The organism is Klebsiella sp. TF21-TM (genome assembly GCF_019753495.1).
Classification (GTDB): Bacteria; Pseudomonadota; Gammaproteobacteria; order Enterobacterales; family Enterobacteriaceae; genus Klebsiella; species Klebsiella quasipneumoniae.
In genome coordinates, this window is record NZ_JAIJYL010000041.1 from 1 (window position 1) to 26220 (window position 26220).

Below are 26220 nucleotides of genomic sequence, written 5' to 3' on the forward strand. Positions count from 1 at the left end.
CCTCTTTCAGAGTCAACCCGTTTTTCAGGATTTTTCTCTTCAACCGAACCGGCTGTTTGTGTGAAGTGATTCACATCTGCCGTGTCAGTGGGAGCGCATTATAGGGATCCCATTTTTTTGCACAAGCCTTTTTTCGATCTTTTTTTCTGAATGGTGATTTTTCACCCTTTTCGCCGTGTAATTGCGCGATTTGCTCAATTTTCACCGTTTTCAGGGGTTGCAGAGCGAGATAAAAGCCACCAAAGTCTTCTTACGCTCCCGTATTTTTGAGGTCAACATGTCTGCTCACCTGCGTCCCTATAAAACATTTTTCCCGCAAATCGGTCTTCGCGTCATGATTGACGCATCCAGCGTCGTCATCGGTGATGTCAGAATTGCCGATGACGTCAGCGTCTGGCCTCTGGTCGCCATTCGCGGCGACGTCAATTTCGTGTCGATAGGTCAACGTAGCAATATTCAGGACGGCAGCGTTCTACACGTTACCCATAGATCCTCTTACAAGCCTGAGGGAAATCCACTGATCATTGGCGAGGATGTGACGGTTGGTCACAAAGTGATGCTGCACGGCTGCACTATCGGCAACCGCGTGCTGGTTGGTATGGGTTCGATCTTGTTAGATGGTGTCGTGGTTGGTGATGACGTCATGATTGGCGCGGGAAGTCTGGTGCCGCAGAATAAACAGCTTGAAAGCGGCTTCCTTTACTTTGGCAATCCGGTCAAACAGATCCGCCCCCTGACAGAGGCGGAGCGGGAAGGCCTAAAATATTCAGCAAATAACTATGTGAAATGGAAAGATGAATATCTGGATCAGGAGAGCCAGACCCAACCCTGAGCATCCTCCTGATTATCGCGGATCAATGCCTCAGCCTCTTCCTCAAGATCCCAACGATGTTCCCGGAATGCGGCCAGCCACTGCGCTGGCCCCTCTGCGCCAAAACGCTGCTGCAGGATCTGCCCTGAAATTACGCAGGTTAATTGCATCCCATTCACCAGCGCGGGAAAAACCACGCCCTGCCGTTCGGCATCCCATGATTCCCGATCGGGAAACTGAATCGCCTGATTCATGCATTCAGTTCCTGTTGCAGCTTTTCTATAACCGGGGTGATAGCCGGCAGGACGCCGTGCCATAGCAGAACAGCATGGGCGGCTTGCGCCACCAGCATTCCCAGCCCGTCAGCGCAGTGGGTTGCGCCATGCTGCTGGCACCACTGAAGAAATGGCGTCGCCCCTTTCTGGTAAAACATGTCATAGCAATACACGTCGGGGTTAACAACAGACGCCGGGATAGCCGGCACATCACCCTCTATCCCACTGGATGTTGCATTGACGATCAGATCGAAAGTTTCCCCGGCTAAGGTATCCATTTCCCGGGCGCTGACGCTACCGGTATGGGCGAAGAGCGTGGCTAACTCATGGGCGCGAGCATAGGTGCGATTGACGATCGTCACAGCGCACCCTAGCGACAGCAGCGGCAGCAGTACCCCACGCGATGCGCCACCGGCACCGATAAGCAGGATCCGCTGGCGTGGCTTAATGAATCCCAGACGCTCCAGATCGCTCAGAAGACCAATACCGTCCGTGTTGTCGCCCAGCAAACGCCCATCTTCCAGACGTTTCAGGGTATTCACCGCTCCCGCCAGCGCAGCGCGTTCTGTCAGTTCATCCGCGCGCGCAAAGGCTTCTTCTTTGAAAGGAACGGTAACGTTGGCGCCCTTTCCTCCTTCCGCAAAAAACTGATTCAGAGAAGAGACAAAATCGTCCAGCGGCGCCAGCACACGTCCATAAGGATGGGTAATCCCTAACTGGCGGGCAAAAAGGTGGTGAATAGAAGGCGACTTGCTGTGCGCAATCGGATTACCAAAAACAGCGTAGGTTTCCATGATTCACCCCTGGCGGAACAGTTCACCCGTCAGGGCATCACGTATTTCAGATGGATTTTGACGTCCGCCCGTAGCGCCATCCACGACCGGGAAGCTGTCACCAAACTGAGCACGGACCTCTGCGGTAGTGCGGCAAGGCGGTTGACCGGTGAGATTGGCGCTCGTCGAGACCAGCGGTTTTCCGTAGGCTTCGCACAATTCAATCACCAGCGGATGGTTGGTTACGCGTACGGCCAGCGAATCAAAACGACCCGTCAGCCAGCGTGGCGTTTCAGGACGAGCCGGGAATACAAACGTCACCGGTCCTGGCCAGCAGGAAAAGATTGCTGCCCGCTGCGAGTCACTTAACCGAGAATCATCAATATAGGGCTTCAGCTGCTCAAAGCTAGCGGCGATAAGGATCAATCCCTTCTCAACAGGACGCTGCTTCAGCTCCAGCAGACGCATAACGGCCGTTTCGCTGTCAGGGTCGCAGCCGACGCCAAAAACAGCTTCCGTGGGATAGGCGATGACATGTTCATTATTCAGGACCGCCACGGCATGGGCGACGGCTTCTGAGGGCAGGTTATTGTTCACTGATTTATTCCGCCGGGATCGGCTTTCCACATTGTTTACTGGCACAGAAGCGTCTGAGCCCCTGCGCCGTCTTCTTTTCTATTAACAGCGGGTAATGGCATTCAGGGCATTCGCCCGCCACCGGTTTAAAATTGATAACGAACTGGCAATCAGGATAGCGATCGCAGGAGTGAAAGGTTTTACCGAAACGGGAACGACGCTGGACCAGATGGCCTTGTCCGCACTGCGGGCAAGCAATAGCCGTCTCATCTGGTTTATCAATTAGCTCGGTATGTTCGCATTCCGGATAGCGGCTACAGCCAATGAACATCCCAAAACGCCCCTGGCGTAGCACCATAACCGCGCCGCACGATGGGCATGCTTGCCCCTCCAGCACCTTAACGACATGCCCGTCCGCCTGACTTTTCAGGGGACGGATATAGTCACAGGCCGGATAATGCGAACAGCCGAGAAACGGGCCATGTTTCCCGGAACGGATCACCAGTTCAGCCCCGCACTGCGGGCAGGGCTCATTTTTACGCACCGAAAACAGTGCTGATTTGGTCATAACAACTCGATGTTGCTGCAAAAAGATTAATGCAGCATACCTTCATTTACTTCGAAGAGTAATTCTTCCATTTGCTGATAGGCGTTTTCACAGCCCGGAATATTGAACAGTACCATCAGGATGACCCATTTCAGGTCCTCCAGCTCAAATTCTGCCGTATCCAGCGCCAGTACGCGCTCTATCACCATTTCTCGCGTTTCGAGGTTCAACACCTGAATCTGCTCGAGGAAGAGTAAAAATCCCCGGCAACTGGCATCCAGACGCTGGCACTCCTCTTCGGTATATACCCGAAGCGACAGTGGGTCGGAAGCGAGCTGCATGGGTTCAACGAGACCTTCCTGATAATCAGCCAGTTTCTCGAGCCACATTAACGCGTTATAGATATCTTCCCGCTCAAAACCTGCGTCGGTAAGATCCCGCGTCAGTTTGTCCTGATCCACGCGCATTTCTGCTTCGCTATGGATGTAAGTTTCAAACAAATACATGAGTACGTCGAACATGGCTTGCCCTCCTTAATCGGACATAGCCGCCGGGTACAGCTGCGATCCAGCCTGCTAACTCCAGTTCAAGTAGCTGAGCTACGGTTACTGGCACAGATTGGCCGGCACGTTCAGCGACAACGTCAACAGGTGTTACCTCATCTCCTACGTTAGCCAGGAGCTCCGGAAATGGCAATGCTACAGACGGCTGATCGGCGCAATTATTTATCGAATCAGACGTATCAGTTAGCCAGGTCAGCTCGTTGTGCCAGTATTCCACAATATCCTCTGGCGAGGTCACCGGCACCGCGCCTTGCTTAATTAACCAGTGTGGGCCTTCCGATCCCGGATTGCCTATCGGCCCAGGCAGGGCAAACACATCCCTTCCCTGCTCCAGAGCACAGCGGACGGTAACCAGCGAGCCGCTTCGCAATGCCGCCTCAACCACCAACACGCCCAGGCTCAGGCCGCTGATAATCCGGTTGCGCCTGGGGAAATGCGCGGGAAGCGGCGGCGTTATTAGTGGAAATTCAGACACCAGCGCACCGCCATTATCGATGATCTGCTGGGCGAGGCTTGCATGGCGCCGCGGATAAACCTTACCCAGTCCGTTGCCCAGTACCGCGATGGTTTTGCCCTCGGCCGCGAGCGCGCCGCGATGCGCTACGCCATCAATGCCTAACGCCAGCCCACTGGTGATAGTCATTCCTTTACGCGCCAACGTTTCGCTGAAAAGCTTCCCCCAGCGAGCGCCATACCAGGAATGCAGGCGACTACCAATAACGGCAAGCTGCGCGCTGTGAAGCAGAGCGGGATCGCCGCTGACCAACAACGCACCGGGGTAATCAGCGATGGCCCTTAGCCGAAACGGAAAGCGCGGATCGTCGGCCCGTAACAGATGATGTTCCGGGTTCTCCAGCCAGTGCCGCGTCTCATCAAGCTCACGCCCGTCAAGCCGAAAAAATAACGTTGCTTGCGCCGCGGACATCCCGACAGCATGCAGCGCTTCACGATCAACGCTGGCGGCTGCGCATAAGCGCTGTGCGATCTTCAGCATTCTGTCGCCATACAAGTTACTGACCTTCATCAGCCGCAGCCAAATCTCGTCGGGCGTCATCCTTACCCCCTGCCATAAGCGGTATTGACAATCTTTGCGATTGGACAGTGAGACTGTCAATTGCAGGGTGTTTTGTCTAGAATAGAGCTAATAATCTTATCAACTCCTGAATACGACTCTGGAACTTTATGGCAGTTTTGCAAGTGTTACATATTCCGGACGAGCGCCTTCGCAAAGTCGCCGAGCCGGTCAAAGAAGTGAATGCGGAAATTCAGCGTATCGTCGATGATATGTTCGACACCATGTACGCTGAGGAGGGCATTGGTCTGGCCGCGACCCAGGTCGATATCCATCAGCGCATTATCGTTATTGATGTGTCGGAAAATCGTGAAGAGCAGCTGGTGTTAATCAACCCGGAGCTGCTGGAAAAAGATGGCGAAACGGGCATCGAAGAAGGCTGCCTGTCGATTCCGGAACAGCGCGCCCTGGTGCCGCGTGCGGAAAAAGTGAAGATCCGAGCGCTGGATCGCGACGGTAAGCCATTTGAACTGGAGGCCGATGGCCTGCTGGCTATCTGTATTCAGCATGAGATGGATCATCTGGTCGGCAAACTGTTTATTGATTATCTGTCACCGCTCAAACAACAGCGCATTCGTCAGAAGGTTGAGAAACTGGATCGTTTACGTTCCCGTGCCTGATAACAAGGAATACCGTGTCACAATCACTACGTATCATTTTCGCCGGCACCCCCGATTTTGCAGCGCGTCATCTTGACGCGCTGTTGTCGTCTGAACATCAGGTTGTTGGCGTATTCACTCAGCCAGACCGTCCTGCTGGCCGCGGCAAAAAATTGATGCCGAGCCCGGTAAAGGTGCTGGCTGAAGCCCATAACTTACCTGTATTCCAGCCATCTTCCCTGCGTCCGCAGGACAACCAACAATTAGTCGCCGATCTCGGCGCCGATATCATGGTGGTGGTGGCGTACGGTTTGATTCTCCCGAAAGCGGTGCTGGAGATGCCCCGTCTGGGCTGCATCAACGTTCACGGCTCCCTGCTACCGCGCTGGCGTGGCGCAGCGCCGATCCAGCGTTCGCTGTGGGCGGGGGATAGCGAAACAGGCGTAACCATCATGCAGATGGACGTCGGCCTTGATACGGGTGATATGCTGTATAAGCTTTCCTGCCCCATTACCGCAGAGGATACCAGCGGCAGCCTGTACGATAAGCTGGCCGAGCTCGGCCCTCAAGGTCTGCTGGCAACCTTAGCCCAGCTGGCCAACGGCACCGCACAGCCTGAAGTACAGGATGAATCGCTGGTGTGCCACGCCGAGAAGCTGAGTAAAGAAGAAGCTCGCATCGACTGGTCGCTTTCTGCCGCACAGCTGGAGCGCTGCATCCGCGCCTTTAATCCGTGGCCAATGAGTTGGCTGGAAATTGACGGGCAGCCGCTAAAAGTGTGGCGGGCATCGGTCATTGCCGAAGCCGCGCATGCCGAACCGGGTACTATCGTGGCAGCAACCAAACAGGGTATCCAGGTCGCCACGGGCGATGGGATCCTCAGTCTGGAGTCGCTACAGCCTGCGGGTAAAAAAGCGATGAGCGCCCAGGATTTACTCAATTCCCGCCGGGAGTGGTTTACTCCTGGCACCCGTCTCGCCTGACGGTCGTCTCTTCTGAAGCCCGGGTTCGCCGGGCATTTTTATTTTTGCGCTTATGAAAAAGAATATAAATTTACGCAGCCTGGCCGCCCAGGCTATCGAGCAAGTCGTTGAAAAAGGTCAGTCTTTAAGCAACGTCCTGCCCCCTCTACAGCAAAAAGTCAGCGATAAAGACAAAGCGCTGCTGCAGGAGCTGTGTTTTGGCGTACTGCGTACGCTCAGCCAGCTGGAGTGGCTTATCAGCAAGCTGATGGCGCGCCCGATGACCGGCAAACAGCGCACCGTGCACTTTCTGATTATGGTTGGGCTCTATCAGTTACTCTACACCCGCATCCCTCCGCACGCCGCGCTGGCTGAAACGGTAGAAGGCGCGGTGGCGATTAAGCGCCCGCAGCTTAAAGGGCTGATCAATGGGGTGTTACGCCAGTTTCAGCGCCAGCAGGAAGAGCTACTGGCAGAATTCGCCGGGCAGGAAAACCGCTACCTTCATCCCAAATGGCTGCTGAAGCGTCTGCAGCAGGCCTGGCCGCAACAATGGCAGGAGATCGTCGATGCGAACAACCAGCGCCCGCCGATGTGGCTGCGCGTTAACCGCAACCATCATTCCCGAGACGAATGGCTTGCTCTGCTTAAAGAGGCCGGCTTAGAGGGCTTCACCCACCCTGACTATCCCGACGCCGTGCGTCTGGCCACCCCTGCCCCGGTCCATGCGTTGCCGGGTTTTGCCGAAGGATGGGTAACCGTTCAGGATGCCTCGGCCCAGGGCTGCATGCGCTATCTGCAGCCGGAAAACGGCGAGCGCATTCTCGATCTCTGCGCCGCGCCGGGCGGCAAGACGACGCATATTCTGGAAGTCGCTCCCCAGGCTGAGGTCATGGCGGTGGACATTGATGAACAGCGTCTTTCCCGCGTCTATGACAACCTTAAACGGCTGGGCATGAAAGCCGAAGTCAAACAGGGCGATGGTCGCTTCCCTGAGCAGTGGTGTGGCAGCGAGCAGTTCGATCGTATTCTGCTGGATGCCCCCTGTTCCGCCACCGGCGTTATTCGCCGCCACCCGGATATCAAATGGCTGCGCCGGGATCGGGATATCGGCGATTTAGCCCAGCTGCAGGCCGAGATCCTCAATGCCATCTGGGGGCATCTGAAGCCAGGCGGCACGTTGGTTTACGCTACCTGTTCTATTCTGCCGGAAGAGAATAGTCAGCAAATTGCCGCGTTCCTCGCGCGGACCCCGGATGCAGAGCTTCACGCAACCGGTACGCCGGCAAGCCCGGGACAGCAAAATCTGCCGGGTGCGGAAGAAGGCGATGGCTTCTTTTACGCTAAGCTAATCAAACGTCGGAACTAATGGATCACTGCAGATGAAGATTATTATTCTGGGCGCCGGCCAGGTCGGCGGCACGCTGGCGGAGAACCTCGTCGGCGAGAACAATGATATTACGCTGGTTGATACCAATGGCGACCGTCTGCGCAGCCTGCAGGATAAGTTCGACCTGCGTGTCGTCCAGGGGCACGGTTCTCACCCCCGCGTACTGCGCGAGGCAGGAGCCGATGATGCCGATATGCTGGTGGCGGTCACCAGTTCGGATGAAACCAACATGGTGGCCTGTCAGGTCGCCTATTCATTATTCAATACGCCAAACCGTATAGCCCGTATTCGTGCGCCTGATTACGTCCGCGATGCGGAAAAGCTCTTCAATTCTGAAGCTGTGCCCATCGATCACTTAATCGCTCCGGAACAGCTGGTCATCGACAATATTCATCGCCTGATAGAATATCCCGGCGCGCTGCAGGTCGTGAACTTCGCCGAAGGTAAAGTCAGCCTCGCCGTGGTGAAAGCCTATTACGGTGGTCCGCTGGTGGGGAATGCGTTGTCCACCATGCGCGAGCATATGCCGCATATCGATACGCGCGTGGCCGCCATTTTCCGCCACGATCGCCCCATCCGCCCACAGGGTTCGACGATTGTCGAGGCCGGCGATGAAGTCTTCTTTATTGCCGCCTCGCAGCATATTCGCGCGGTCATGAGCGAACTCCAGCGTCTGGAGAAACCTTACAAACGCATCATGTTGGTCGGCGGCGGCAATATTGGCGCGGGCCTGGCCCATAAGCTGGAAAAAGACTACAGCGTTAAGCTTATCGAGCGCAATCAGCAGCGAGCCGCTGAGCTGGCAGAAAAACTGCAGCATACTATCGTCTTCTACGGTGATGCATCGGATCAGGAGCTGCTGGCCGAAGAGCATATTGACCAGGTGGACCTGTTTATTGCCGTCACTAACGATGACGAAGCAAACATCATGTCTGCGATGCTGGCCAAGCGAATGGGGGCCAAAAAAGTGATGGTGCTGATCCAGCGCAGAGCCTATGTGGATCTGGTTCAGGGTAGCGTCATTGATATCGCGATATCGCCTCAGCAGGCCACGATTTCCGCCCTCCTCAGCCATGTCCGTAAGGCCGATATTGTCGGCGTCTCCTCCCTGCGCCGCGGCGTTGCGGAAGCGATCGAAGCAGTGGCACACGGCGATGAGAGCACCTCGCGAGTGGTCGGGCGGTCGATCGATGAGATCAAGCTTCCGCCAGGCACGATCATCGGCGCCGTCGTGCGCGGGAATGACGTGATGATCGCCAATAATAATCTGCGGATCGAGCAGGGCGATCATGTGATCATGTTTTTGACTGATAAAAAGTTTATTTCCGATGTAGAAAGGCTGTTCCAGCCAAGCCCCTTCTTCCTGTAATTCCCAGGGCGTCGAACAGGCGCCTTTTATTATCCCTTATTATTCAAAGGTTAATATTTTCCTGTAACGCTCTACGGGGAATGGCAAATGAAAATACATTTGTTAAACTTACAACGTCAGCTGGCTCAAGGAGAATAAAATGAGTTTTTTAAAAGAGTTTCGCGAATTCGCGATGCGCGGGAACGTTGTCGATTTGGCAGTGGGTGTGATCATCGGTGCAGCATTCGGTAAAATTGTTTCGTCGCTGGTCGCGGATATTATTATGCCGCCGCTCGGCCTGTTGATTGGCGGGATCGATTTTAAACAGTTTGCCGTCACGCTGCGCGATGCCCAGGGTGATGTACCGGCAGTGGTGATGCACTACGGGGTGTTTATTCAGAACGTTTTCGATTTCATCATCGTCGCATTTGCCATTTTCATGGCGATTAAACTGATGAATAAGTTAAATCGTAAGAAAGAAGAGGCTCCGGCGGCACCGCCAGCGCCCTCTAAAGAAGAAGTCCTGCTGAGCGAAATTCGCGATCTGCTGAAAGAACAAAACAACCGTTCTTAATCAGCAGTGAAAGCAGAAGGCCAGTGGTAAAAAAGCGATTCGCTTGCTTGCCACTGGCCTCCCGGTCATTCCTTGCTGCATGTTTATCTTTACGTTGATAGCTTCCTTTCCCTTTCTTATTCTTCTCTACGCGCTGCCTGAATAATGGATCGTGGAGAAGTGCCTCAATGGCGTTATCTTTAATTTGTCCTTTGGTATGCTGATAGCGACTCATAGTAACTCCAGTGGATGTGTGAATTCCGCGCGAGTGTAGATCCGCGCGCACAAAAAATCAACGCCCGGTATTGCCGTTGCTGGCGCCTTGCTCAAGGGCCTCGAGGATCGAACAGTAAACGCTGCTGTGAGCTGTGCCGCAGCACGCATCATTGAGCCGTTGCAGAGAGCGACGCATCGTTTGTAGCTCGTTGATCCGCGCCTCAACTTCGCTTAATCGCGCCTGAACGATCCCTTTCGACTCCTGACAGGTGTGATGCTCCGGATCGATACGGATCGACAATAATTCGCGGATCGCTTCCAGAGTAAAGCCCAGCTGACGGGCATAGCGAATAAAGCGCAAACGCTGAAGATCGTTATCCGAGTAAAGACGAAATCCCCCCTCAGTGCGCACGTCATGATCCATCATTTGCTGTTTTTCATAATAACGGATGGTATCTGGCGTCACATCAGCCAGTTTTGCCAGCTCACCAATACGATACATATTCACTCCTGATTAATTTTGTGCAGCAACGCATCGGCGTACTCACCGCGTAAAAAGTCGGTGTTCAGTCCTGCCTGACGCAGCTTAAGCTCGAGCAGAGCGAGGCGCTTGCTGAGCTCGGCATGCCGCGGGTCGTCCTGACGGACCCCATTAAGCAAGTCTGCCAGAGCCACCGCTTCTTTGCGCTGCTCCAGCTCCGGGGGAAGACACCCTGCATTCTTCAGAAGGCGATAGCCTGCCCGCAGCTCGGCCGGTACATGCGAATCGTCATCGAGCGTTAGCGGCACGCCGCTACCGGGTAAATTATCGAACTCGCCTTTGGTTTGGGCATCGAGGATATGGCGTTCTGCCCACTGATCCAGTAACCACATTCTACGGCTCCGGGGGATGAACAAAAAGAGTACAGATATTGTAGTGAAGTGGGGATGGGGTAGATATAAAAAAACCCGCCGGGGCGGGTTTTTTTACGTTACTACAGATTACTCTGCAGCAGCTTCTGCTTTCGGCTCAGCACGATCAACCAGCTCGATGTATGCCATCGGCGCGTTGTCGCCTGCACGGAAGCCACACTTCAGAATGCGAGTGTAACCACCGGCGCGGCTCGCGAAACGCGGGCCCAGCTCGTTAAACAGTTTTGCCACGATCTCGTTATCACGAGTACGGGCGAATGCCAGACGACGATTAGCAACGCTATCAGTCTTGGCAAGAGTAATCAGCGGCTCAACTACGCGACGCAGTTCTTTCGCTTTCGGCAGGGTCGTCTTGATGATTTCATGACGAACCAGCGAACCTGCCATGTTACGGAACATAGCCTGGCGATGGCTGCTGTTGCGGTTCAGTTGACGACCACTCTTACGATGGCGCATGACCTTATCCTTCTCAGTAAAACCTTAACCTGTGATCCGGTTACTCGTCAGCAATGCTTGCTGGTGGCCAGTTTTCCAGGCGCATGCCCAGAGACAGTCCACGGGAAGCCAGCACGTCTTTAATCTCAGTAAGAGATTTTTTACCCAGGTTCGGCGTTTTCAGCAACTCAACCTCGGTACGCTGTACCAGATCACCGATATAGTGGATAGCTTCTGCCTTGAGGCAGTTAGCAGAGCGGACAGTCAATTCCAGATCGTCAACAGGGCGCAGCAGGATCGGATCGAATTCTGGTTTCTCTTCTTTCACTTCTGGCTGACGTACATCACGTAAGTCAACAAAAGCTTCCAGTTGTTCAGCCAGGATGGTTGCCGCACGACGAATCGCCTCTTCAGGATCGATTGTGCCGTTGGTTTCCATTTCGATGACCAGCTTGTCCAGGTCGGTACGCTGTTCTACACGCGCAGCTTCAACATTGTAGGCAATACGCTCTACAGGGCTGTAGCAGGCGTCGACCAGCAGACGGCCGATTGGGCGCTCATCTTCTTCCGAATGAATTCGGGCAGAAGCCGGCACATAACCGCGACCGCGCTGAACTTTGATACGCATGCTGATAGCAGCGTTCTCATCAGTCAGGTGGCAAATCACGTGCTGCGGCTTGACGATTTCGACATCACCGTCGTGGGTAATGTCGGCTGCGGTCACAGGGCCAATGCCAGATTTATTCAAAGTAAGGATGACTTCATCTTTACCCTGAACTCTCACCGCCAGCCCTTTCAGGTTGAGCAGGATTTCAAGGATGTCTTCCTGAACGCCTTCTTTGGTGCTGTACTCGTGCAGTACACCATCAATCTCAACCTCGGTCACCGCGCAACCCGGCATCGATGAGAGCAGAATACGGCGCAGTGCGTTACCCAGAGTATGGCCGAAGCCACGCTCTAAAGGCTCAAGGGTCACCTTGGCGTGCGTCGAACTCACTTGCTCGATATCGACCAGGCGCGGTTTTAGAAACTCTGTCACAGAACCCTGCATTGTGTCCTCTCTTTGGTACTAAGCTTTACTTGGAGTAAAGCTCGACGATCAGGTGTTCGTTAATGTCCGCAGACAGATCAGAACGCTCCGGCTGACGCTTGAACGTACCTTCCATCTTGCCAGCATCAACTTCCAGCCAGGTTGGCTTTTCACGCTGCTCAGCCAGCTCCAGAGCGGCTTTCACGCGAGATTGCTTTTTCGCTTTCTCACGAATGCTGACAACGTCATTCGCTTTAACCTGATAAGAAGCGATGTTAACAACACGACCGTTTACCATAATCGCTTTGTGGCTAACCAGCTGGCGTGCTTCAGCACGAGTGGCGCCGAAGCCCATACGGTATACAACGTTGTCCAGACGACCTTCCAGCAGAGCCAACAGGTTTTCACCGGTGTTGCCTTTCAGACGTGCTGCTTCTTTATAGTAGTTACGGAACTGACGCTCCAGCACACCGTACATACGGCGAACTTTTTGCTTTTCACGCAACTGCACACCATAGTCAGACAGACGCGGCTTACGCGCACCGTGCTGGCCAGGAGCTTGTTCAATTTTACACTTGGTATCGATCGCGCGAACGCCAGACTTAAGGAATAAGTCGGTGCCCTCACGACGGCTCAGCTTGAGCTTAGGACCCAAATATCTTGCCATTTTCTTTCTCCAACTAACCTGGAAAACGCAGCGTTATACGCGACGTTTTTTCGGCGGACGACAACCGTTATGAGGGATCGGAGTCACATCAGTAATATTAGTGATGCGGAAACCAGCGGCGTTCAGTGCACGAATGGTAGATTCGCGACCCGGACCCGGACCTTTGACCATAACTTCCAGATTCTTGATGCCGTATTCTTTTACGGCTTCTGCGCAACGCTCTGCTGCAACCTGAGCTGCGAACGGAGTGGATTTGCGAGAACCACGGAAACCGGAACCACCGGCTGTTGCCCAACCCAGTGCGTTACCCTGACGATCAGTAATGGTAACGATGGTGTTGTTAAAAGAAGCATGGATATGAGCCACGCCGTCAGAGACTTGTTTTCTTACACGCTTACGTGCACGAATTGGTGCCTTTGCCATTATTCAATCACCCCGATTATTTCTTGATCGGTTTACGCGGACCCTTACGGGTACGTGCGTTGGTCTTGGTACGCTGACCGCGAACCGGGAGACCACGACGATGACGCAAACCACGGTAGCAACCAAGGTCCATCAGACGCTTGATGCTCAGGGTGATTTCACGGCGCAGATCACCTTCAACGACAAATTTACCTACTGCTTCACGCAGAATATCAATTTGTTCTTCAGACAGCTCACTGATCTTAACATTTTCAGCGATGCCCGTTTCAGCGCAGATGGCTTTAGAACGGGTTTTGCCGATACCGAAAATAGCGGTTAAAGCGATTACGGTATGTTTGTGATCAGGAATGTTAATGCCTGCTATACGGGCCACTATGCACTCCTACTATTTAATATGTACGCACCATGCTGAAAAGCCCGTTTTCAGGATACTCAAATGGAAACGTACAGACATACAAAAGATTGGCTGGCTAATCTAGCCAGCTCAATCCAACTTTGCAAGAAAAATATGCGAAAAAATCAGCCTTGGCGCTGTTTATGCTTCGGCTCGGCACTGCAAATCACACGGATGACGCCATCACGCTTAACGATTTTGCAGTTACGGCATAATTTCTTGACGGAAGCACGAACTTTCATTTTTACTCTCCGTAACTTCTCGGGCGACCAGTTTTAGCGGCCGTAGCCTTTCAGGTTCGCCTTCTTCAATGCAGACTCATACTGACTGGACATCATCAGAGTTTGCACTTGAGCCATAAAGTCCATAATCACGACAACAACGATAAGCAGCGAGGTCCCACCGAAGTAGAACGGCACTTTCATCGCGTCACGCATGAACTCCGGGATCAGGCAGATAAAAGTAATGTACAACGCACCAACCAGAGTCAGGCGAGTCATCACTTTATCGATATACTTCGCCGTTTGCTCTCCCGGACGAATTCCTGGTACAAATGCACCGGACTTCTTCAGGTTATCTGCTGTTTCACGCGGGTTGAAAACCAACGCCGTGTAGAAGAAACAGAAGAAGATGATTGCAGACGCATAGAGTAACACATAAAGCGGTTGCCCAGGCTGCAAATACAGCGAAATTGTTGTCAGCCAGTTCCAACCAGTACCACCCCCGAACCATGACGTGATGGTTGCCGGGAACAGTATAATACTGGAAGCGAAGATTGCCGGGATTACCCCCGCCATATTCACTTTCAGCGGTAAATGTGTGCTCTGTGCAGCATAGACACGACGACCCTGTTGACGTTTCGCGTAGTTTACCACAATGCGGCGTTGCCCACGTTCAACGAATACAACAAAGAAGGTCACTGCAAATACTAATACTGCAACCAACAGCAACAGGAGGAAGTGCAGGTCGCCTTGACGCGCTTGCTCGATAGTATGGGCGATGGCCGGCGGGAGTCCCGCAACGATACCGGCGAAGATAATGATCGAGATACCGTTACCGATACCGCGTTCAGTGATCTGTTCGCCGAGCCACATCAGGAACATAGTCCCTGTGACCAGACTAACAACAGCGGTGAAATAGAATGCAAAGCCTGGATTAATCACCAGGCCCTGCATACCAGGCATATTCGGCAGACCGGTAGCAATACCGATCGACTGGAATATCGCCAGCACCAGAGTACCGTAGCGGGTGTACTGGCTGATCTTACGACGACCAGACTCCCCTTCTTTCTTCAGTTCCGCCAGCGGTTGATAAACCACCGTCAGCAGCTGCACGATGATTGATGCCGAGATATACGGCATAATCCCCAATGCAAAGATAGAAGCACGGCTGAGAGCACCACCAGAGAACATGTTGAACATTTCAATGATGGTGCCTCGCTGTTGCTCAAGCAGTTTGGCAAGTACAGCGGCATCAATACCAGGGATCGGAATAAAAGAGCCAATACGGAACACTATCAGCGCACCGACCACAAACAGAAGTCTGCGTTTCAGTTCGCCAAGGCCACCTTTGGCACTTTGAAAATCTAATCCCGGTTGTTTAGCCATCTGCTACTTATTCCTCAATTTTACCGCCAGCAGCTTCGATAGCAGCACGAGCACCTTTAGTCACACGCAGGCCACGAACAGTTACCGGACGAGTTACCTCACCAGACAGGATCACTTTCGCGAACTCGATCTGGACACCGATAATGTTAGCCGCTTTCAGCGCGTTCAGGTCTACTACATCGCCTTCTACGTGAGCCAGATCGGAGAGACGGATCTCTGCGGTGATCATCGCTTTACGAGAAGTGAAGCCGAATTTCGGCAGACGACGGTACAGAGGCATCTGACCACCCTCGAAACCGCGACGTACGCCACCGCCAGAACGAGATTTCTGACCTTTGTGACCACGACCACCGGTTTTACCGAGGCCAGAACCGATACCACGACCCAGGCGTTTACCCGCCTTTTTGGAGCCTTCGGACGGAGACAGAGTATTTAAACGCATCTCTTACTCCTCAACTTTAACCATGAAGGAAACCGCGTTGACCATACCACGAACAGCAGGAGTATCCTCGCGCTCTACGGTGTGACCAATACGACGCAGACCCAGGCCAAGCAGCGTTGCCTTGTGTTTCGGCAGACGACCGATTGCACTGCGGGTTTGAGTAATTTTAATAGTCTTTGCCATGGTTTATTTCCCCAGAATTTCTTCAACGGATTTACCACGCTTGGCAGCGACCATATCCGGGGACTTCATGTTTTCCAGACCGTCGATAGTTGCACGAACCACGTTAATCGGGTTAGTGGAACCATACGCTTTAGCCAGAACGTTACGAACCCCAGCGACTTCCAGAACGGCGCGCATTGCACCACCGGCGATGATACCGGTACCTTCGGAAGCCGGCTGCATGAATACACGAGAACCCGTGTGAGTACCCTTAACCGGGTGCTGCAGGGTGCCGTGGTTCAGCGCGACGTTAATCATATTGCGACGGGCTTTTTCCATCGCTTTCTGGATCGCTGCTGGAACTTCACGCGCTTTACCGTAACCAAAACCAACGCGACCGTTACCATCGCCAACTACAGTCAGAGCTGTGAAGGAGAAAATACGACCACCTTTAACGGTTTTAGATACGCGGTTTACCGCGATCAGCTTTTCCTGCAGTTCGCCAGCTTGTTTTTCGATGTGAGCCATCTTACACCTCTACCTTAGAACTGAAGGCCAGCTTCACGGGCAGCATCTGCCAGTGCCTGGACACGACCATGATATTGGAACCCGGAACGGTCAAAGGAAACATCTTTGATGCCTTTTTCCAGAGCGCGTTCAGCGACAGCTTTACCCACAGCTGCAGCAGCGTCTTTGTTACCGGTGTACTTCAGTTGTTCAGCGATAGCTTTTTCTACAGTAGAAGCAGCTACCAGAACTTCAGAACCATTCGGTGCAATTACCTGTGCGTAAATGTGACGCGGGGTACGATGTACCACCAGGCGAGTTGCGCCCAGCTCCTGGAGCTTGCGGCGTGCGCGGGTCGCACGACGGATACGAGCAGATTTCTTATCCATAGTGTTACCTTACTTCTTCTTAGCCTCTTTGGTACGCACGACTTCGTCGGCGTAACGAACACCCTTGCCTTTGTAAGGCTCAGGACGACGGTAGGCGCGCAGATCTGCTGCAACCTGGCCGATCACCTGCTTATCAGCGCCTTTCAGCACGATTTCAGTCTGAGTCGGACATTCTGCAGTGATACCCGCAGGCAGCTGATGATCAACCGGGTGAGAGAAACCTAAAGCCAGGTTTACTACATTCCCTTTGACCGCTGCACGATAACCTACACCAACCAGCTGCAGCTTCTTAGTGAAGCCTTCGGTAACACCGATAACCATTGAGTTCAGCAGGGCACGCGCGGTACCAGCCTGAGCCCAACCGTCTGCGTAACCATCACGCGGACCGAAGGTCAGTGCATTATCTGCATGTTTAACTTCAACAGCATCGTTGAGAGTACGAGTCAGCTCGCCGTTTTTACCTTTGATCGTAATAACCTGACCGTTGATTTTTACATCAACGCCGGCAGGAACAACGACCGGTGCTTTAGCAACACGAGACATTTTTTCCTCCGATTAGGCTACGTAGCAGATAATTTCGCCACCAAGACCAGCCTGGCGCGCTGCACGATCAGTCATAACACCTTTAGAGGTAGAAACAACTGCGATACCCAGACCGGCCATAACTTTCGGCAGCTCATCTTTTTTCTTATAGATGCGCAGACCTGGGCGGCTGACACGCTGAATGCTTTCTACAACAGCTTTACCCTGGAAATACTTAAGAGTCAGTTCCAGTTCCGGCTTGGTGTCGCCTTCAACTTTAAAATCTTCGATAAAACCTTCTTCCTTCAGCACGTTGGCGATTGCCACTTTCAGCTTGGAGGAAGGCATGGTGACCGCAGCTTTGTTCGCGGCCTGACCGTTACGGATACGGGTCAGCATATCCGCGATCGGATCTTGCATGCTCATCTGTCTTTACTCCCGTGATTCAATTGGTGACAATTACCAGCTAGCCTTTTTCAGACCCGGGATTTCACCGCGCATAGCGGCTTCACGGACCTTAATACGGCTCAACCCGAACTTCCGCAGGAAACCATGCGGACGACCTGTTTGACGGCAGCGGTTACGCTGACGAGACGGGCTGGAATCACGCGGCAGAGTCTGCAGCTTGAGAACGGCATTCCAACGATCTTCGTCGGTTGCGTTCACATCAGAGATGATAGCTTTCAGTTCAGCGCGTTTAGCGAAGAATTTATCAGCTAAAGCCACGCGCTTTACTTCGCGTGCTTTCATTGATTGCTTAGCCATTAAGTAACCCTACCTTACTTGCGGAACGGGAAGTCAAAGGCAGCCAGCAGAGCACGGCCTTCTTCGTCAGATTTCGCAGTAGTGGTAATGGTAATATCCAAACCACGAACGCGGTCGACTTTATCGTAGTCGATTTCTGGGAAGATGATCTGCTCACGGACACCCATGCTGTAGTTGCCACGACCGTCGAAAGACTTAGCGGACAGGCCGCGGAAGTCACGAATACGCGGTACAGCAATAGTGATCAGGCGCTCAAAGAACTCCCACATGCGTTCGCCACGCAGAGTTACTTTACAGCCGATCGGATAGCCCTGACGGATTTTGAAGCCTGCAACTGATTTGCGTGCTTTGGTGATCAGCGGTTTTTGACCGGAGATTGCTGCCAGGTCAGCTGCTGCGTTATCCAGCAGTTTCTTGTCAGCGATCGCTTCACCAACACCCATGTTCAGGGTGATCTTCTCGACCCGAGGGACTTGCATGACAGAATTGTAGTTAAACTCAGTCATGAGTTTCTTAACTACTTCGTCTTTGTAGTAATCATGCAGTTTCGCCATCGTACTACTCCAAATTACTTGATAGTTTCGCTGTTAGACTTGAAGAAACGGACTTTTTTGCCGTCTTCGAATCTAAAGCCTACACGGTCAGCCTTGCCGGTTGCCGCATTGAAGATTGCAACGTTAGAAACCTGAATTGCAGCTTCTTTTTCAACGATGCCGCCTGGTTGGTTCAGAGCCGGAACCGGCTTCTGGTGTTTCTTAACCAGGTTGATACCTTCAACAATGACCTTGCCGGAAGACAGGACATTCTTAACTTTACCGCGCTTACCTTTATCTTTACCGGTTAACACGATAACTTCGTCATCACGACGGATTTTCGCTGCCATGATTCGCTCCTTAGAGTACTTCTGGTGCCAGAGAGATAATTTTCATGAACTTCTCGGTACGAAGTTCACGAGTTACCGGCCCAAAAATACGCGTACCGATAGGCTGCTCGCTGTTATTGTTCAGAATAACGCATGCATTACCATCGAAGCGAATGACAGAACCGTCCGGGCGACGAACACCCTTCTTGGTGCGCACCACTACCGCCTTCAGCACATCACCTTTTTTGACCTTACCACGCGGAATTGCTTCTTTGATGGTGATCTTGATGATGTCGCCTACGCCTGCGTAGCGACGGTGCGAGCCACCCAGAACCTTGATACACATTACGCGACGTGCACCGGAGTTGTCGGCGACGTTCAGCATAGTCTGTTCTTGGATCATTTTAGTGCTCCGCTAATGTCAACTACTACTGAGACCCGAAAATTAGGGTCGTTAAAAAGCCCCATATCGAGGGCGCGGCATTATAACACCACAAACCAGATATGGGTAGAAAAAATAAACGGCTCATCGCTGAGCCGTTTATCCGTATCGAGAATGCGTACTCTATTACAGAACCGCTTTCTCTACAACGCGAACCAGCGTCCAGGACTTAGTCTTGGACAGCGGACGGCACTCGCGGATTTCAACCTTGTCGCCGATACCGCATTCGTTGTTCTCGTCATGTACGTGCAGTTTGGTCGTACGTTTGATGAATTTGCCGTAAACCGGGTGTTTCACCATACGTTCGATAGCAACAACAATGGATTTCTCCATTTTGTCGCTAACTACGCGACCTTGCAGAGTACGGATTTTATCGGTCATTACGCACCCGCCTTCTGAGTCAGTAAAGTCTTAACGCGTGCAACATCACGACGCACTTGCTTCAGCAGATGAGTCTGTTGCAGCTGGCCACTTGCAGCCTGCATGCGCAGGTTGAACTGCTCACGCAGCAGGTTCAGCAGCTCAGCGTTCAGCTCTTCAACGCTTTTTTCACGCAGCTCTTTTGCTTTCATTACATCACCGTCTTAGTTACAAAGGTGGTTTTGATCGGCAGTTTCGCTGCTGCCAGGCCGAATGCTTCACGGGCCAGCTCTTCCGGTACACCGTCCATTTCATACAGGACTTTACCCGGCTGAATCAAGGCAACCCAGTACTCCACGTTACCTTTACCTTTACCCATACGAACTTCCAGCGGCTTCTCGGTGATCGGTTTGTCCGGGAATACACGGATCCAGATCTTACCTTGACGCTTAACTGCACGGGTCATAGCACGACGTGCTGCTTCGATCTGACGTGCAGTCAGACGACCACGGCCAACAGCTTTCAGACCGAAAGTGCCGAAGCTAACATCCGTACCCTGCGCCAGACCACGGTTGCGGCCTTTGTGCACTTTACGGAATTTTGTACGCTTTGGTTGTAACATCAGCGACGCTCCTTATTTACGGCCTTTACGCTGCTGCTTTTTAGGTTGAGCAGCCGGTTCCGGTTGTTCAACAGCAGCCATACCACCCAGGATCTCACCTTTGAAGATCCATACCTTAACGCCGATTACACCGTAAGTGGTGTGCGCTTCAGAGGTGTTGTAGTCGATGTCAGCACGCAGAGTGTGCAGCGGTACGCGACCTTCACGGTACCATTCGGTACGTGCGATTTCCGCGCCGCCCAGACGGCCGCTAACTTCAACTTTGATACCTTTAGCGCCCAGACGCATTGCGTTCTGTACAGCACGCTTCATCGCACGACGGAACATAACGCGACGTTCCAGCTGAGAAGTGATGCTGTCAGCAACCAGTTTTGCGTCCAGTTCAGGTTTACGAACTTCGGCGATATTGATCTGTGCAGGTACGCCAGCGATATCCGCTACGACCTTGCGCAGTTTTTCTACGTCTTCGCCTTTCTTACCGATAACGATACCCGGGCGAGCGGTGTGAATGGTCACACGGATGCTCTTAGCCGGACGCTCGATAACGATGCGAGATACAGACGCTTTAGCCAGTTCTTTAGTCAGGAACTGACGTACTTTAAAATCGCTGTCCAGGTTGTCAGCGAATTCTTTGGTGTTCGCGAACCAGGTAGAGTTCCATGGTTTGACAATACCCAGGCGAATACCATTAGGATGTACTTTCTGACCCATTGCTAGTCTCCAGAGTCTCAGCGATCGGACACAACCACAGTGATGTGGCTGGTGCGCTTCAGGATGCGATCTGCACGACCTTTAGCACGCGGCATAATGCGCTTCATGCTCGGGCCTTCGTCTACGAAAATTTTCGCAACTTTCAGATCATCAATGTCAGCGCCATCGTTGTGTTCAGCGTTAGCAATGGCAGATTCCAGTACCTTCTTGACCAGTACAGCAGCTTTTTTGTTGGTGTAGGTCAGAATATCCAGGGCCTGCGACACTTTCTTACCGCGAATCAGGTCAGCTACAAGGCGAACCTTCTGAGCAGAAGAACGAGCATGGCGATGTTGAGCTAAAGTTTCCATCTCTTCCTCCTACCTTATTTCTTCTTCGCTTTTTTATCAGCAGCGTGGCCGCGATAAGTACGAGTCGGTGCGAATTCACCCAGTTTGTGACCGACCATTTCGTCGGAAACAAATACTGGAACGTGCTGACGACCATTATGGACAGCGATGGTCAAACCGATCATGTTAGGAAAGATCGTTGAACGACGGGACCAAGTGCGCAGGGGCTTCTTGTCTCCGCTTTCCACCGCTTTCTCTACCTTCTTCAGCAAGTGCAGGTCAATAAAAGGACCTTTCTTGAGAGAACGTGGCATGGCTTATCCTCTAAAATTATTTGCTACGGCGACGTACGATGAATTTATCAGTACGCTTGTTGCTGCGGGTCTTCTTACCTTTGGTCTGCAGGCCCCACGGGGATACCGGGTGCTTACCAAAGTTACGACCTTCACCACCACCATGTGGGTGGTCTACTGGGTTCATCGCAGTACCGCGAACGGTAGGACGAACACCACGCCAGCGTGCAGCACCTGCTTTACCCAGAACGCGCAGCATATGCTCAGCATTGCCAACTTCGCCCAGAGTAGCGCGGCAGTCTGCTTCGACTTTACGCATTTCACCAGAACGCAGACGCAGGGTGACATAAGCACCGTCGCGAGCAACGATCTGAACGTAAGTACCAGCGGAACGAGCCAGCTGACCGCCTTTACCTGGTTTCATTTCTACGTTATGAACGGTAGAACCAACCGGGATATTGCGCATCGGCAGGGTGTTGCCTGCTTTGATTGCAGCATCAACGCCAGACTGAATCTGGTCGCCAGCTTTCAGGCCTTTCGGGGCCAGGATGTAACGGCGCTCGCCGTCTTTGTACAGAACCAGCGCGATGTTCGCGGAGCGGTTCGGATCGTACTCAAGACGTTCAACAACTGCCGGGATACCATCTTTGTTGCGTTTGAAGTCAACAATACGGTAAGCCTGCTTGTGGCCACCACCGATATGACGGGTGGTGATACGGCCATTGTTGTTACGACCACCGGATTTGCTGTTTTTTTCCAGCAACGGAGCAAAAGGTTTGCCCTTGTGCAGCTCTGGGTTAACCACTTTAACGACGTGGCGACGACCCGGAGATGTCGGTTTACATTTAACAACTGCCATTGTATTACTCCTCCGACTTACTCAGCGCCGCCAACGAAGTCCAGATTCTGGCCTTCTTTCAGGGTGACGTAAGCTTTTTTCCAGTCGCTACGACGACCGATACGCTGTCCGTGACGTTTAACTTTCCCTTTAACAACCAGGGTGTTAACGACTTCGACTTCGACTTCAAACAGTTTCTGCACAGCAGCTTTGATTTCTGCTTTGGTCGCGTCTTTAGCAACTTTGAGAACGATGGTGTTTGTTTTTTCCATCGCAGTAGACGCTTTTTCAGAAACGTGCGGTGCGCGCAGCACCTTCAGCAGACGTTCTTCACGAATCATGCCAGCATCTCCTCAACTTGCTTAACAGCATCAGCAGTCATTACGACTTTGTCGAAGGCGATCAGGCTAACCGGGTCGATACCGTTCGCATCACGTACGTCAACCTTGTGCAGGTTACGTGCGGCCAGGAACAGGTTCTCGTCCAGCTCACCGGTGATGATCAGCACATCTTCCAGAGCCATGTCTTTCAGTTTCTGTGCCAGCAGCTTAGTTTTCGGCGCTTCAACAGAGAACTTCTCGACAACGATCAGACGATCCTGACGTACCAGTTCGGACAGGATGCTTTTCAGCGCGCCGCGGTACATCTTCTTGTTAACTTTTTGACTGTGGTCCTGCGGACGAGCAGCAAAGGTCACGCCACCGGAACGCCAGATCGGGCTCTTGATAGAACCAGAACGCGCACGGCCGGTACCTTTCTGGCGCCACGGTTTTTTACCGGAGCCAGTGATTTCAGCACGAGTCTTCTGAGCACGAGTGCCCTGACGCGCACCAGCTGCATAAGCAACAACAACCTGGTGAACCAGCGCTTCGTTGAAATCACGACCGAAGGTAGTTTCGGAAACAGTCAGCGCGCTCTGCGCGTCTTTCAATACTAATTCCATTGCTATCTCCTCACGCCTTCACAGCTGGTTTAACGATCAGGTCGCTACCGGTCGCACCCGGGACAGCACCTTTAACCAGCAGCAGGTTGCGCTCAGCGTCAACACGTACTACGTCCAGGCTCTGAACGGTTACACGCTCATTACCCAGCTGACCTGCCATTTTCTTGCCTTTGAACACTTTGCCCGGAGTCTGGTTCTGACCGATAGAACCCGGAACGCGGTGGGACAAGGAGTTACCGTGAGTAGCGTCCTGGGTACGGAAGTTCCAGCGCTTAACGGTACCAGCAAAACCTTTACCTTTAGAGGTACCGGTTACGTCAACTTTTTTAACGTCAGCAAACAGTTCAACGCTAATGTTCTGACCTACGGTGAATTCTTCGCCGTCAGCCAGACGGAATTCCCACAGACCACGGCCAGCTTCAACGCCAGCTTTAGCGAAGTGACCCGCTTCCGGCTTGGTTACACGGTTAGCTTTTTTAGCACCGGTGGTAACCTGGATTGCGCGGTAGCCATCGTTAGCCAGGTCTTTAACCTGAGTAACACGGTTTGCTTCAACTTCGATTACGGTTACTGGGATAGAAACGCCATCTTCAGTGAAGATGCGGGTCATGCCCACTTTTTTACCGACTAAACCAATCATTGTTTCAACCTCTCAATCGCTCGATGACCTGATTAACCCAGGCTGATCTGCACGTCTACACCGGCAGCCAGATCCAGACGCATCAGAGCATCAACGGTTTTTTCAGTTGGCTCAACGATGTCAACCAGACGCTTGTGAGTGCGAATTTCGTACTGGTCACGCGCGTCTTTGTTGACGTGCGGGGAGATCAGAACGGTAAAGCGCTCTTTGCGGGTCGGCAGCGGGATCGGACCACGGACTTGCGCACCAGTGCGCTTAGCAGTCTCGACGATTTCCGCGGTTGATTGATCGATCAGACGATGATCAAACGCTTTCAGGCGGATACGGATTCTTTGGTTCTGCATGAGACCAGAGCTCCAATTATTTTATAGACGAAATGATTACTCCTCAAACCCATTACGATTGATGGGAGAGTGTAACCGTTCTTACATAGCCCCCCGATTGGGGACATTGTTTGATAACCCAACTGCGATTACCAGGGTTCATATTGAACCGGCCGTCAACTTTGACAGGCCCGCGCATTATACGCAAATTCTGGCGCTACGCAAGTGCTGTTTAGAAAATCATCACCAGGATTTGCGCACCTTCGCGCTAGCGAACGGTACCGGGTGAAAACGCGGCCATTTAACGCGGATGGCGCCATCCATTCCAGGGAAGTCCCTTTTGCACTGAACGGGGACAATAAGCATAGTGAGACGATGTTCTTTGACGATTGCGGGGTTAACCATGCTCGCCGCCCTCCCCTTCTTGCTGTGCTATAGCGGATTGACCTTAGCCTTATGCCACCAGGACCTGCGTCACGGCCTGCTGCCCGACCGTTACACCTGTCCCCTGCTGTGGAGTGGTTTGCTTTTTTATCTCTGTCTGGCGCCGCACCAGCTTCATGATGCCGTCTGGGGGGCGATAGCCGGCTATCTCTGTTTGGCTGCGCTTTACTGGCTATATCGCGGGATCCGCGGCTATGAGGGGTTGGGGTATGGGGATATCAAATATCTCGCCGCCCTCGGCGCCTGGCATGGCTGGCGATTGCTGCCGCAGCTGCTACTGGTGGCATCGCTGCTCGCCTGCGCGGTGTGGGCAGTATCAGGTTTGTACGCCAGGTATGGCGGGAGCAGTAAATGGAGGGGGAACAACCCGCTGCCGTTTGGGCCATTTCTGGCGGCCGCGGGTTTCTGGTGCGGGTGTCAGACGCTGGCTAGTCTGACACTTTGATCTGCGACTGCAGATAATTTTGCAGACCGATTTTGCCGATCAGATCGAGTTCGGTTTCCAGCCAGTCGATATGGCCTTCTTCATCCGCCAGGATCTCAATCATCATATCGCGGCTGACGTAGTCATGGACGCTGTCGGCATAGGCGATCGCCTCGCGCAGGTTTTGCGCTCCCTCCAGCTCCAGTCTTAAATCGGACTGCAGCATCTCTTCCACATCTTCACCGATGCCAAGTTTGCCGAGATCCTGCAGATTCGGGATACCTTCGAGAAAAAGAATACGCTCGATGTATTTATCGGCGTGCTTCATTTCGTCGATGGATTCGTGGTACTCAATATCGTTGAGGCGCATCAGGCCCCAGTTTTTGAACATTCTCGCATGGAGAAAGTACTGATTAATTGCGACCAGCTCATTTCCCAATAATTTATTGAGATAACTTATGATTTTGACATCACCTTTCATTATATAGTCCCTCCGCTTCCACTCATTGAAGCGTAGTCCGGCCTATAGGGATGTCAAAAGAGAAGCGTGGACTTCAGGCGATTTCTTTGAATTCCGGCATGGTGGTTAATTCATCTTCCATAACTTCCCGCGCCGCGCGAACACACTTACCGCATTGATTTCCAACGGGAACAAACTTACGTAATTGCTGAAAAGATTGCGGTTGAAACTGGCGAACAACCTGGCGAATTTTTTTATCGCTGACGCCATTGCACAAACAAACGTACATATAAACTCCCGTTCAATTTATGCACAAATATTAAATGAGAATAGTTATGATTACAATAGACCATTTACTCATTATCCGCCGCAGCGCACGTTATGAATCGCCAGTAGCACCGCCCTTTTCGCTGAACGACGGACAGCAAAAAGGGCGCCGAAGCGCCCTTTTTTATTCAAAGCTAACGAATTAGCCCAGAACTTTAGCTACAACGCCCGCGCCAACGGTACGGCCGCCTTCACGGATTGCGAAACGCAGACCATCGTCCATCGCGATCGGGTGGATCAGGGTAACAACCATTTTGATGTT

General features: G+C 52.6%; 47 protein-coding genes. 7 read left to right on the plus strand and 40 right to left on the minus strand.

The annotated features are described in order from the left end of the window. The first annotated feature begins 277 nt into the window (after nucleotides 1-277). Entirely contained in the window at nucleotides 278-832 is a 555-nt protein-coding gene (locus K5R89_RS24630; protein WP_044524944.1) for a gamma carbonic anhydrase family protein, read from the plus strand. On the opposite strand, the gene K5R89_RS24635 is transcribed toward K5R89_RS24630, so the two are convergent. The 6 genes from K5R89_RS24635 to dprA are packed head-to-tail and all read right to left on the minus strand — an operon-like array spanning nucleotide 808 to nucleotide 4599. After that, complete coding sequence (locus K5R89_RS24635; RefSeq protein ID WP_048298473.1) at nucleotides 808-1065, minus strand: DUF1488 domain-containing protein; 258 nt, start codon at nucleotides 1063-1065, stop codon at nucleotides 808-810. The two genes, K5R89_RS24630 and K5R89_RS24635, sit on opposite strands and share 25 nt — an antisense overlap. Further along, nucleotides 1062-1880 carry a shikimate dehydrogenase gene (aroE, locus tag K5R89_RS24640; protein WP_032454195.1) on the minus strand — a complete coding sequence of 273 codons (819 nt, stop codon included), beginning with the start codon at nucleotides 1878-1880 and terminating at the stop codon, nucleotides 1062-1064. Before aroE ends, K5R89_RS24635 begins: the two co-directional genes overlap by 4 nt. Nucleotides 1881-1883: 3 nt before the next feature. Further along, nucleotides 1884-2456, minus strand: a complete 573-nt coding sequence (gene tsaC / locus K5R89_RS24645) for an L-threonylcarbamoyladenylate synthase type 1 TsaC (RefSeq protein WP_004206805.1) — start codon at nucleotides 2454-2456, stop codon at nucleotides 1884-1886. A gap of 4 nt (nucleotides 2457-2460) precedes the next feature. Continuing rightward, nucleotides 2461-3003, minus strand: a complete 543-nt coding sequence (locus K5R89_RS24650; RefSeq protein WP_044524935.1) for a type I DNA topoisomerase — start codon at nucleotides 3001-3003, stop codon at nucleotides 2461-2463. Nucleotides 3004-3029: 26 nt separating this feature from the next. Further along, a complete protein-coding gene (smg, locus tag K5R89_RS24655; protein ID WP_002919137.1) occupies nucleotides 3030-3503 on the minus strand; it encodes a DUF494 family protein Smg in 474 nt (157 codons plus the stop codon). Beyond that, a complete protein-coding gene (dprA, locus tag K5R89_RS24660; RefSeq protein ID WP_087827473.1) occupies nucleotides 3475-4599 on the minus strand; it encodes a DNA-protecting protein DprA in 1125 nt (374 codons plus the stop codon). The genes smg and dprA overlap by 29 nt, the downstream gene beginning before the upstream one ends. Before the next feature lie 128 nt (nucleotides 4600-4727). Here dprA and def point away from each other — a divergent pair, with 128 nt between their 5' ends. The 5 genes from def (at nucleotide 4728) to mscL (ending at nucleotide 9490) form a co-directional block, all read left to right on the plus strand. Then, a complete protein-coding gene (def, locus tag K5R89_RS24665; protein ID WP_004206802.1) occupies nucleotides 4728-5237 on the plus strand; it encodes a peptide deformylase in 510 nt (169 codons plus the stop codon). Nucleotides 5238-5251: 14 nt separating this feature from the next. After that, nucleotides 5252-6199, plus strand: coding sequence for a methionyl-tRNA formyltransferase (fmt, locus tag K5R89_RS24670; protein WP_017900611.1), 948 nt, complete (start codon nucleotides 5252-5254; stop codon nucleotides 6197-6199). Nucleotides 6200-6251: 52 nt separating this feature from the next. After that, a complete protein-coding gene (gene rsmB, locus K5R89_RS24675; RefSeq protein ID WP_023291170.1) occupies nucleotides 6252-7547 on the plus strand; it encodes a 16S rRNA (cytosine(967)-C(5))-methyltransferase RsmB in 1296 nt (431 codons plus the stop codon). 13 nt (nucleotides 7548-7560) lie between these two features. After that, entirely contained in the window at nucleotides 7561-8937 is a 1377-nt protein-coding gene (trkA, locus tag K5R89_RS24680; RefSeq protein WP_002919153.1) for a Trk system potassium transporter TrkA, read from the plus strand. Between the two features lie 139 nt (nucleotides 8938-9076). Further along, a complete protein-coding gene (mscL, locus tag K5R89_RS24685) occupies nucleotides 9077-9490 on the plus strand; it encodes a large-conductance mechanosensitive channel protein MscL (RefSeq protein ID WP_004145325.1) in 414 nt (137 codons plus the stop codon). Here mscL and K5R89_RS24690 read toward each other — a convergent pair. The 31 genes from K5R89_RS24690 to rpsJ all read right to left on the minus strand — a co-directional run bounded on the left by K5R89_RS24690 (nucleotide 9426) and on the right by rpsJ (nucleotide 24324). Next, entirely contained in the window at nucleotides 9426-9704 is a 279-nt protein-coding gene (locus K5R89_RS24690) for an alternative ribosome-rescue factor A (protein WP_023291171.1), read from the minus strand. The two genes, mscL and K5R89_RS24690, sit on opposite strands and share 65 nt — an antisense overlap. Nucleotides 9705-9761: 57 nt before the next feature. Then, nucleotides 9762-10187 (minus strand): Zn(2+)-responsive transcriptional regulator, encoded by a 426-nt coding sequence (zntR, locus tag K5R89_RS24695; RefSeq protein ID WP_023291172.1) that lies wholly within the window; start codon nucleotides 10185-10187, stop codon nucleotides 9762-9764. Between the two features lie 2 nt (nucleotides 10188-10189). After that, entirely contained in the window at nucleotides 10190-10558 is a 369-nt protein-coding gene (locus tag K5R89_RS24700) for a DUF1992 domain-containing protein (RefSeq protein WP_087827472.1), read from the minus strand. A gap of 108 nt (nucleotides 10559-10666) precedes the next feature. After that, nucleotides 10667-11053 carry a 50S ribosomal protein L17 gene (gene rplQ / locus K5R89_RS24705; protein ID WP_002919206.1) on the minus strand — a complete coding sequence of 129 codons (387 nt, stop codon included), beginning with the start codon at nucleotides 11051-11053 and terminating at the stop codon, nucleotides 10667-10669. A gap of 40 nt (nucleotides 11054-11093) precedes the next feature. Next, complete coding sequence (gene rpoA, locus K5R89_RS24710; RefSeq protein WP_002919219.1) at nucleotides 11094-12083, minus strand: DNA-directed RNA polymerase subunit alpha; 990 nt, start codon at nucleotides 12081-12083, stop codon at nucleotides 11094-11096. Between the two features lie 25 nt (nucleotides 12084-12108). Next, a complete protein-coding gene (gene rpsD / locus K5R89_RS24715) occupies nucleotides 12109-12729 on the minus strand; it encodes a 30S ribosomal protein S4 (protein ID WP_002919224.1) in 621 nt (206 codons plus the stop codon). 33 nt (nucleotides 12730-12762) lie between these two features. Then, nucleotides 12763-13152, minus strand: coding sequence for a 30S ribosomal protein S11 (gene rpsK / locus K5R89_RS24720; protein WP_002919257.1), 390 nt, complete (start codon nucleotides 13150-13152; stop codon nucleotides 12763-12765). Between the two features lie 16 nt (nucleotides 13153-13168). Continuing rightward, a complete protein-coding gene (gene rpsM, locus K5R89_RS24725) occupies nucleotides 13169-13525 on the minus strand; it encodes a 30S ribosomal protein S13 (protein WP_002919259.1) in 357 nt (118 codons plus the stop codon). Between the two features lie 146 nt (nucleotides 13526-13671). Next, nucleotides 13672-13788, minus strand: a complete 117-nt coding sequence (rpmJ, locus tag K5R89_RS24730) for a 50S ribosomal protein L36 (RefSeq protein ID WP_000868187.1) — start codon at nucleotides 13786-13788, stop codon at nucleotides 13672-13674. Nucleotides 13789-13821: 33 nt separating this feature from the next. Further along, complete coding sequence (secY, locus tag K5R89_RS24735) at nucleotides 13822-15153, minus strand: preprotein translocase subunit SecY (RefSeq protein ID WP_002919515.1); 1332 nt, start codon at nucleotides 15151-15153, stop codon at nucleotides 13822-13824. A 7-nt stretch (nucleotides 15154-15160) separates the two neighbouring features. Further along, nucleotides 15161-15595, minus strand: coding sequence for a 50S ribosomal protein L15 (rplO, locus tag K5R89_RS24740; protein ID WP_217220818.1), 435 nt, complete (start codon nucleotides 15593-15595; stop codon nucleotides 15161-15163). Nucleotides 15596-15598: 3 nt separating this feature from the next. Beyond that, nucleotides 15599-15778 carry a 50S ribosomal protein L30 gene (rpmD, locus tag K5R89_RS24745; RefSeq protein WP_001140434.1) on the minus strand — a complete coding sequence of 60 codons (180 nt, stop codon included), beginning with the start codon at nucleotides 15776-15778 and terminating at the stop codon, nucleotides 15599-15601. 3 nt (nucleotides 15779-15781) lie between these two features. Next, complete coding sequence (rpsE, locus tag K5R89_RS24750; protein WP_002919545.1) at nucleotides 15782-16285, minus strand: 30S ribosomal protein S5; 504 nt, start codon at nucleotides 16283-16285, stop codon at nucleotides 15782-15784. Between the two features lie 14 nt (nucleotides 16286-16299). Further along, a complete protein-coding gene (rplR, locus tag K5R89_RS24755; RefSeq protein WP_000358960.1) occupies nucleotides 16300-16653 on the minus strand; it encodes a 50S ribosomal protein L18 in 354 nt (117 codons plus the stop codon). Nucleotides 16654-16662: 9 nt separating this feature from the next. After that, on the minus strand, nucleotides 16663-17196 hold the full coding sequence (rplF, locus tag K5R89_RS24760; protein ID WP_002919662.1) for a 50S ribosomal protein L6: 534 nt from the start codon (nucleotides 17194-17196) through the stop codon (nucleotides 16663-16665). 12 nt (nucleotides 17197-17208) lie between these two features. Beyond that, nucleotides 17209-17601, minus strand: a complete 393-nt coding sequence (rpsH, locus tag K5R89_RS24765; RefSeq protein WP_002919665.1) for a 30S ribosomal protein S8 — start codon at nucleotides 17599-17601, stop codon at nucleotides 17209-17211. Between the two features lie 33 nt (nucleotides 17602-17634). Next, on the minus strand, nucleotides 17635-17940 hold the full coding sequence (gene rpsN, locus K5R89_RS24770; protein WP_002919667.1) for a 30S ribosomal protein S14: 306 nt from the start codon (nucleotides 17938-17940) through the stop codon (nucleotides 17635-17637). Between the two features lie 14 nt (nucleotides 17941-17954). Further along, on the minus strand, nucleotides 17955-18494 hold the full coding sequence (gene rplE / locus K5R89_RS24775; protein WP_001096200.1) for a 50S ribosomal protein L5: 540 nt from the start codon (nucleotides 18492-18494) through the stop codon (nucleotides 17955-17957). A gap of 14 nt (nucleotides 18495-18508) precedes the next feature. Next, the gene (gene rplX / locus K5R89_RS24780; RefSeq protein ID WP_000729185.1) at nucleotides 18509-18823 is read right to left on the minus strand and encodes a 50S ribosomal protein L24; all 315 of its coding nucleotides are present in this window, start codon (nucleotides 18821-18823) and stop codon (nucleotides 18509-18511) included. Between the two features lie 10 nt (nucleotides 18824-18833). Then, complete coding sequence (rplN, locus tag K5R89_RS24785) at nucleotides 18834-19205, minus strand: 50S ribosomal protein L14 (RefSeq protein ID WP_002919748.1); 372 nt, start codon at nucleotides 19203-19205, stop codon at nucleotides 18834-18836. A gap of 165 nt (nucleotides 19206-19370) precedes the next feature. Further along, nucleotides 19371-19625 carry a 30S ribosomal protein S17 gene (gene rpsQ, locus K5R89_RS24790; RefSeq protein WP_002919751.1) on the minus strand — a complete coding sequence of 85 codons (255 nt, stop codon included), beginning with the start codon at nucleotides 19623-19625 and terminating at the stop codon, nucleotides 19371-19373. Further along, nucleotides 19625-19816 carry a 50S ribosomal protein L29 gene (rpmC, locus tag K5R89_RS24795; protein ID WP_002919754.1) on the minus strand — a complete coding sequence of 64 codons (192 nt, stop codon included), beginning with the start codon at nucleotides 19814-19816 and terminating at the stop codon, nucleotides 19625-19627. The genes rpsQ and rpmC overlap by 1 nt, the downstream gene beginning before the upstream one ends. Further along, nucleotides 19816-20226 (minus strand): 50S ribosomal protein L16, encoded by a 411-nt coding sequence (gene rplP / locus K5R89_RS24800; protein WP_002919759.1) that lies wholly within the window; start codon nucleotides 20224-20226, stop codon nucleotides 19816-19818. The genes rpmC and rplP overlap by 1 nt, the downstream gene beginning before the upstream one ends. 12 nt (nucleotides 20227-20238) lie before the next feature. Continuing rightward, nucleotides 20239-20937: a 30S ribosomal protein S3 gene (rpsC, locus tag K5R89_RS24805; RefSeq protein ID WP_002919766.1), complete on the minus strand. Its 699-nt coding sequence runs from the start codon at nucleotides 20935-20937 to the stop codon at nucleotides 20239-20241. Nucleotides 20938-20954: 17 nt separating this feature from the next. Continuing rightward, the gene (gene rplV / locus K5R89_RS24810) at nucleotides 20955-21287 is read right to left on the minus strand and encodes a 50S ribosomal protein L22 (protein ID WP_002919773.1); all 333 of its coding nucleotides are present in this window, start codon (nucleotides 21285-21287) and stop codon (nucleotides 20955-20957) included. Nucleotides 21288-21301: 14 nt separating this feature from the next. Beyond that, nucleotides 21302-21580, minus strand: coding sequence for a 30S ribosomal protein S19 (rpsS, locus tag K5R89_RS24815; protein WP_001138115.1), 279 nt, complete (start codon nucleotides 21578-21580; stop codon nucleotides 21302-21304). Between the two features lie 16 nt (nucleotides 21581-21596). Continuing rightward, the gene (gene rplB, locus K5R89_RS24820) at nucleotides 21597-22418 is read right to left on the minus strand and encodes a 50S ribosomal protein L2 (protein WP_002919786.1); all 822 of its coding nucleotides are present in this window, start codon (nucleotides 22416-22418) and stop codon (nucleotides 21597-21599) included. Between the two features lie 17 nt (nucleotides 22419-22435). Then, a complete protein-coding gene (rplW, locus tag K5R89_RS24825) occupies nucleotides 22436-22738 on the minus strand; it encodes a 50S ribosomal protein L23 (RefSeq protein ID WP_000617546.1) in 303 nt (100 codons plus the stop codon). After that, the gene (gene rplD, locus K5R89_RS24830; RefSeq protein ID WP_002919794.1) at nucleotides 22735-23340 is read right to left on the minus strand and encodes a 50S ribosomal protein L4; all 606 of its coding nucleotides are present in this window, start codon (nucleotides 23338-23340) and stop codon (nucleotides 22735-22737) included. Before rplD ends, rplW begins: the two co-directional genes overlap by 4 nt. A 10-nt stretch (nucleotides 23341-23350) precedes the next feature. Further along, nucleotides 23351-23980: a 50S ribosomal protein L3 gene (rplC, locus tag K5R89_RS24835; RefSeq protein ID WP_002919796.1), complete on the minus strand. Its 630-nt coding sequence runs from the start codon at nucleotides 23978-23980 to the stop codon at nucleotides 23351-23353. Nucleotides 23981-24012: 32 nt separating this feature from the next. After that, entirely contained in the window at nucleotides 24013-24324 is a 312-nt protein-coding gene (rpsJ, locus tag K5R89_RS24840) for a 30S ribosomal protein S10 (RefSeq protein ID WP_001181005.1), read from the minus strand. Nucleotides 24325-24706: 382 nt separating this feature from the next. Between rpsJ and K5R89_RS24845 the strand changes: the two genes are divergently transcribed. Then, nucleotides 24707-25192, plus strand: a complete 486-nt coding sequence (locus tag K5R89_RS24845; RefSeq protein ID WP_023291174.1) for an A24 family peptidase — start codon at nucleotides 24707-24709, stop codon at nucleotides 25190-25192. Here the strand turns inward: K5R89_RS24845 and bfr are convergent. The 3 genes from bfr to K5R89_RS24860 all read right to left on the minus strand — a co-directional run. Next, on the minus strand, nucleotides 25176-25652 hold the full coding sequence (bfr, locus tag K5R89_RS24850) for a bacterioferritin (RefSeq protein WP_004206792.1): 477 nt from the start codon (nucleotides 25650-25652) through the stop codon (nucleotides 25176-25178). The genes K5R89_RS24845 and bfr overlap by 17 nt on opposite strands. Nucleotides 25653-25725: 73 nt before the next feature. Further along, nucleotides 25726-25920 carry a bacterioferritin-associated ferredoxin gene (gene bfd / locus K5R89_RS24855; protein WP_004152415.1) on the minus strand — a complete coding sequence of 65 codons (195 nt, stop codon included), beginning with the start codon at nucleotides 25918-25920 and terminating at the stop codon, nucleotides 25726-25728. Nucleotides 25921-26100: 180 nt separating this feature from the next. Continuing rightward, nucleotides 26101-26220, minus strand: a 120-nt coding sequence (locus K5R89_RS24860) for an elongation factor Tu 1 (protein WP_001384287.1), incomplete at its 5' end; no start/stop codon positions are given.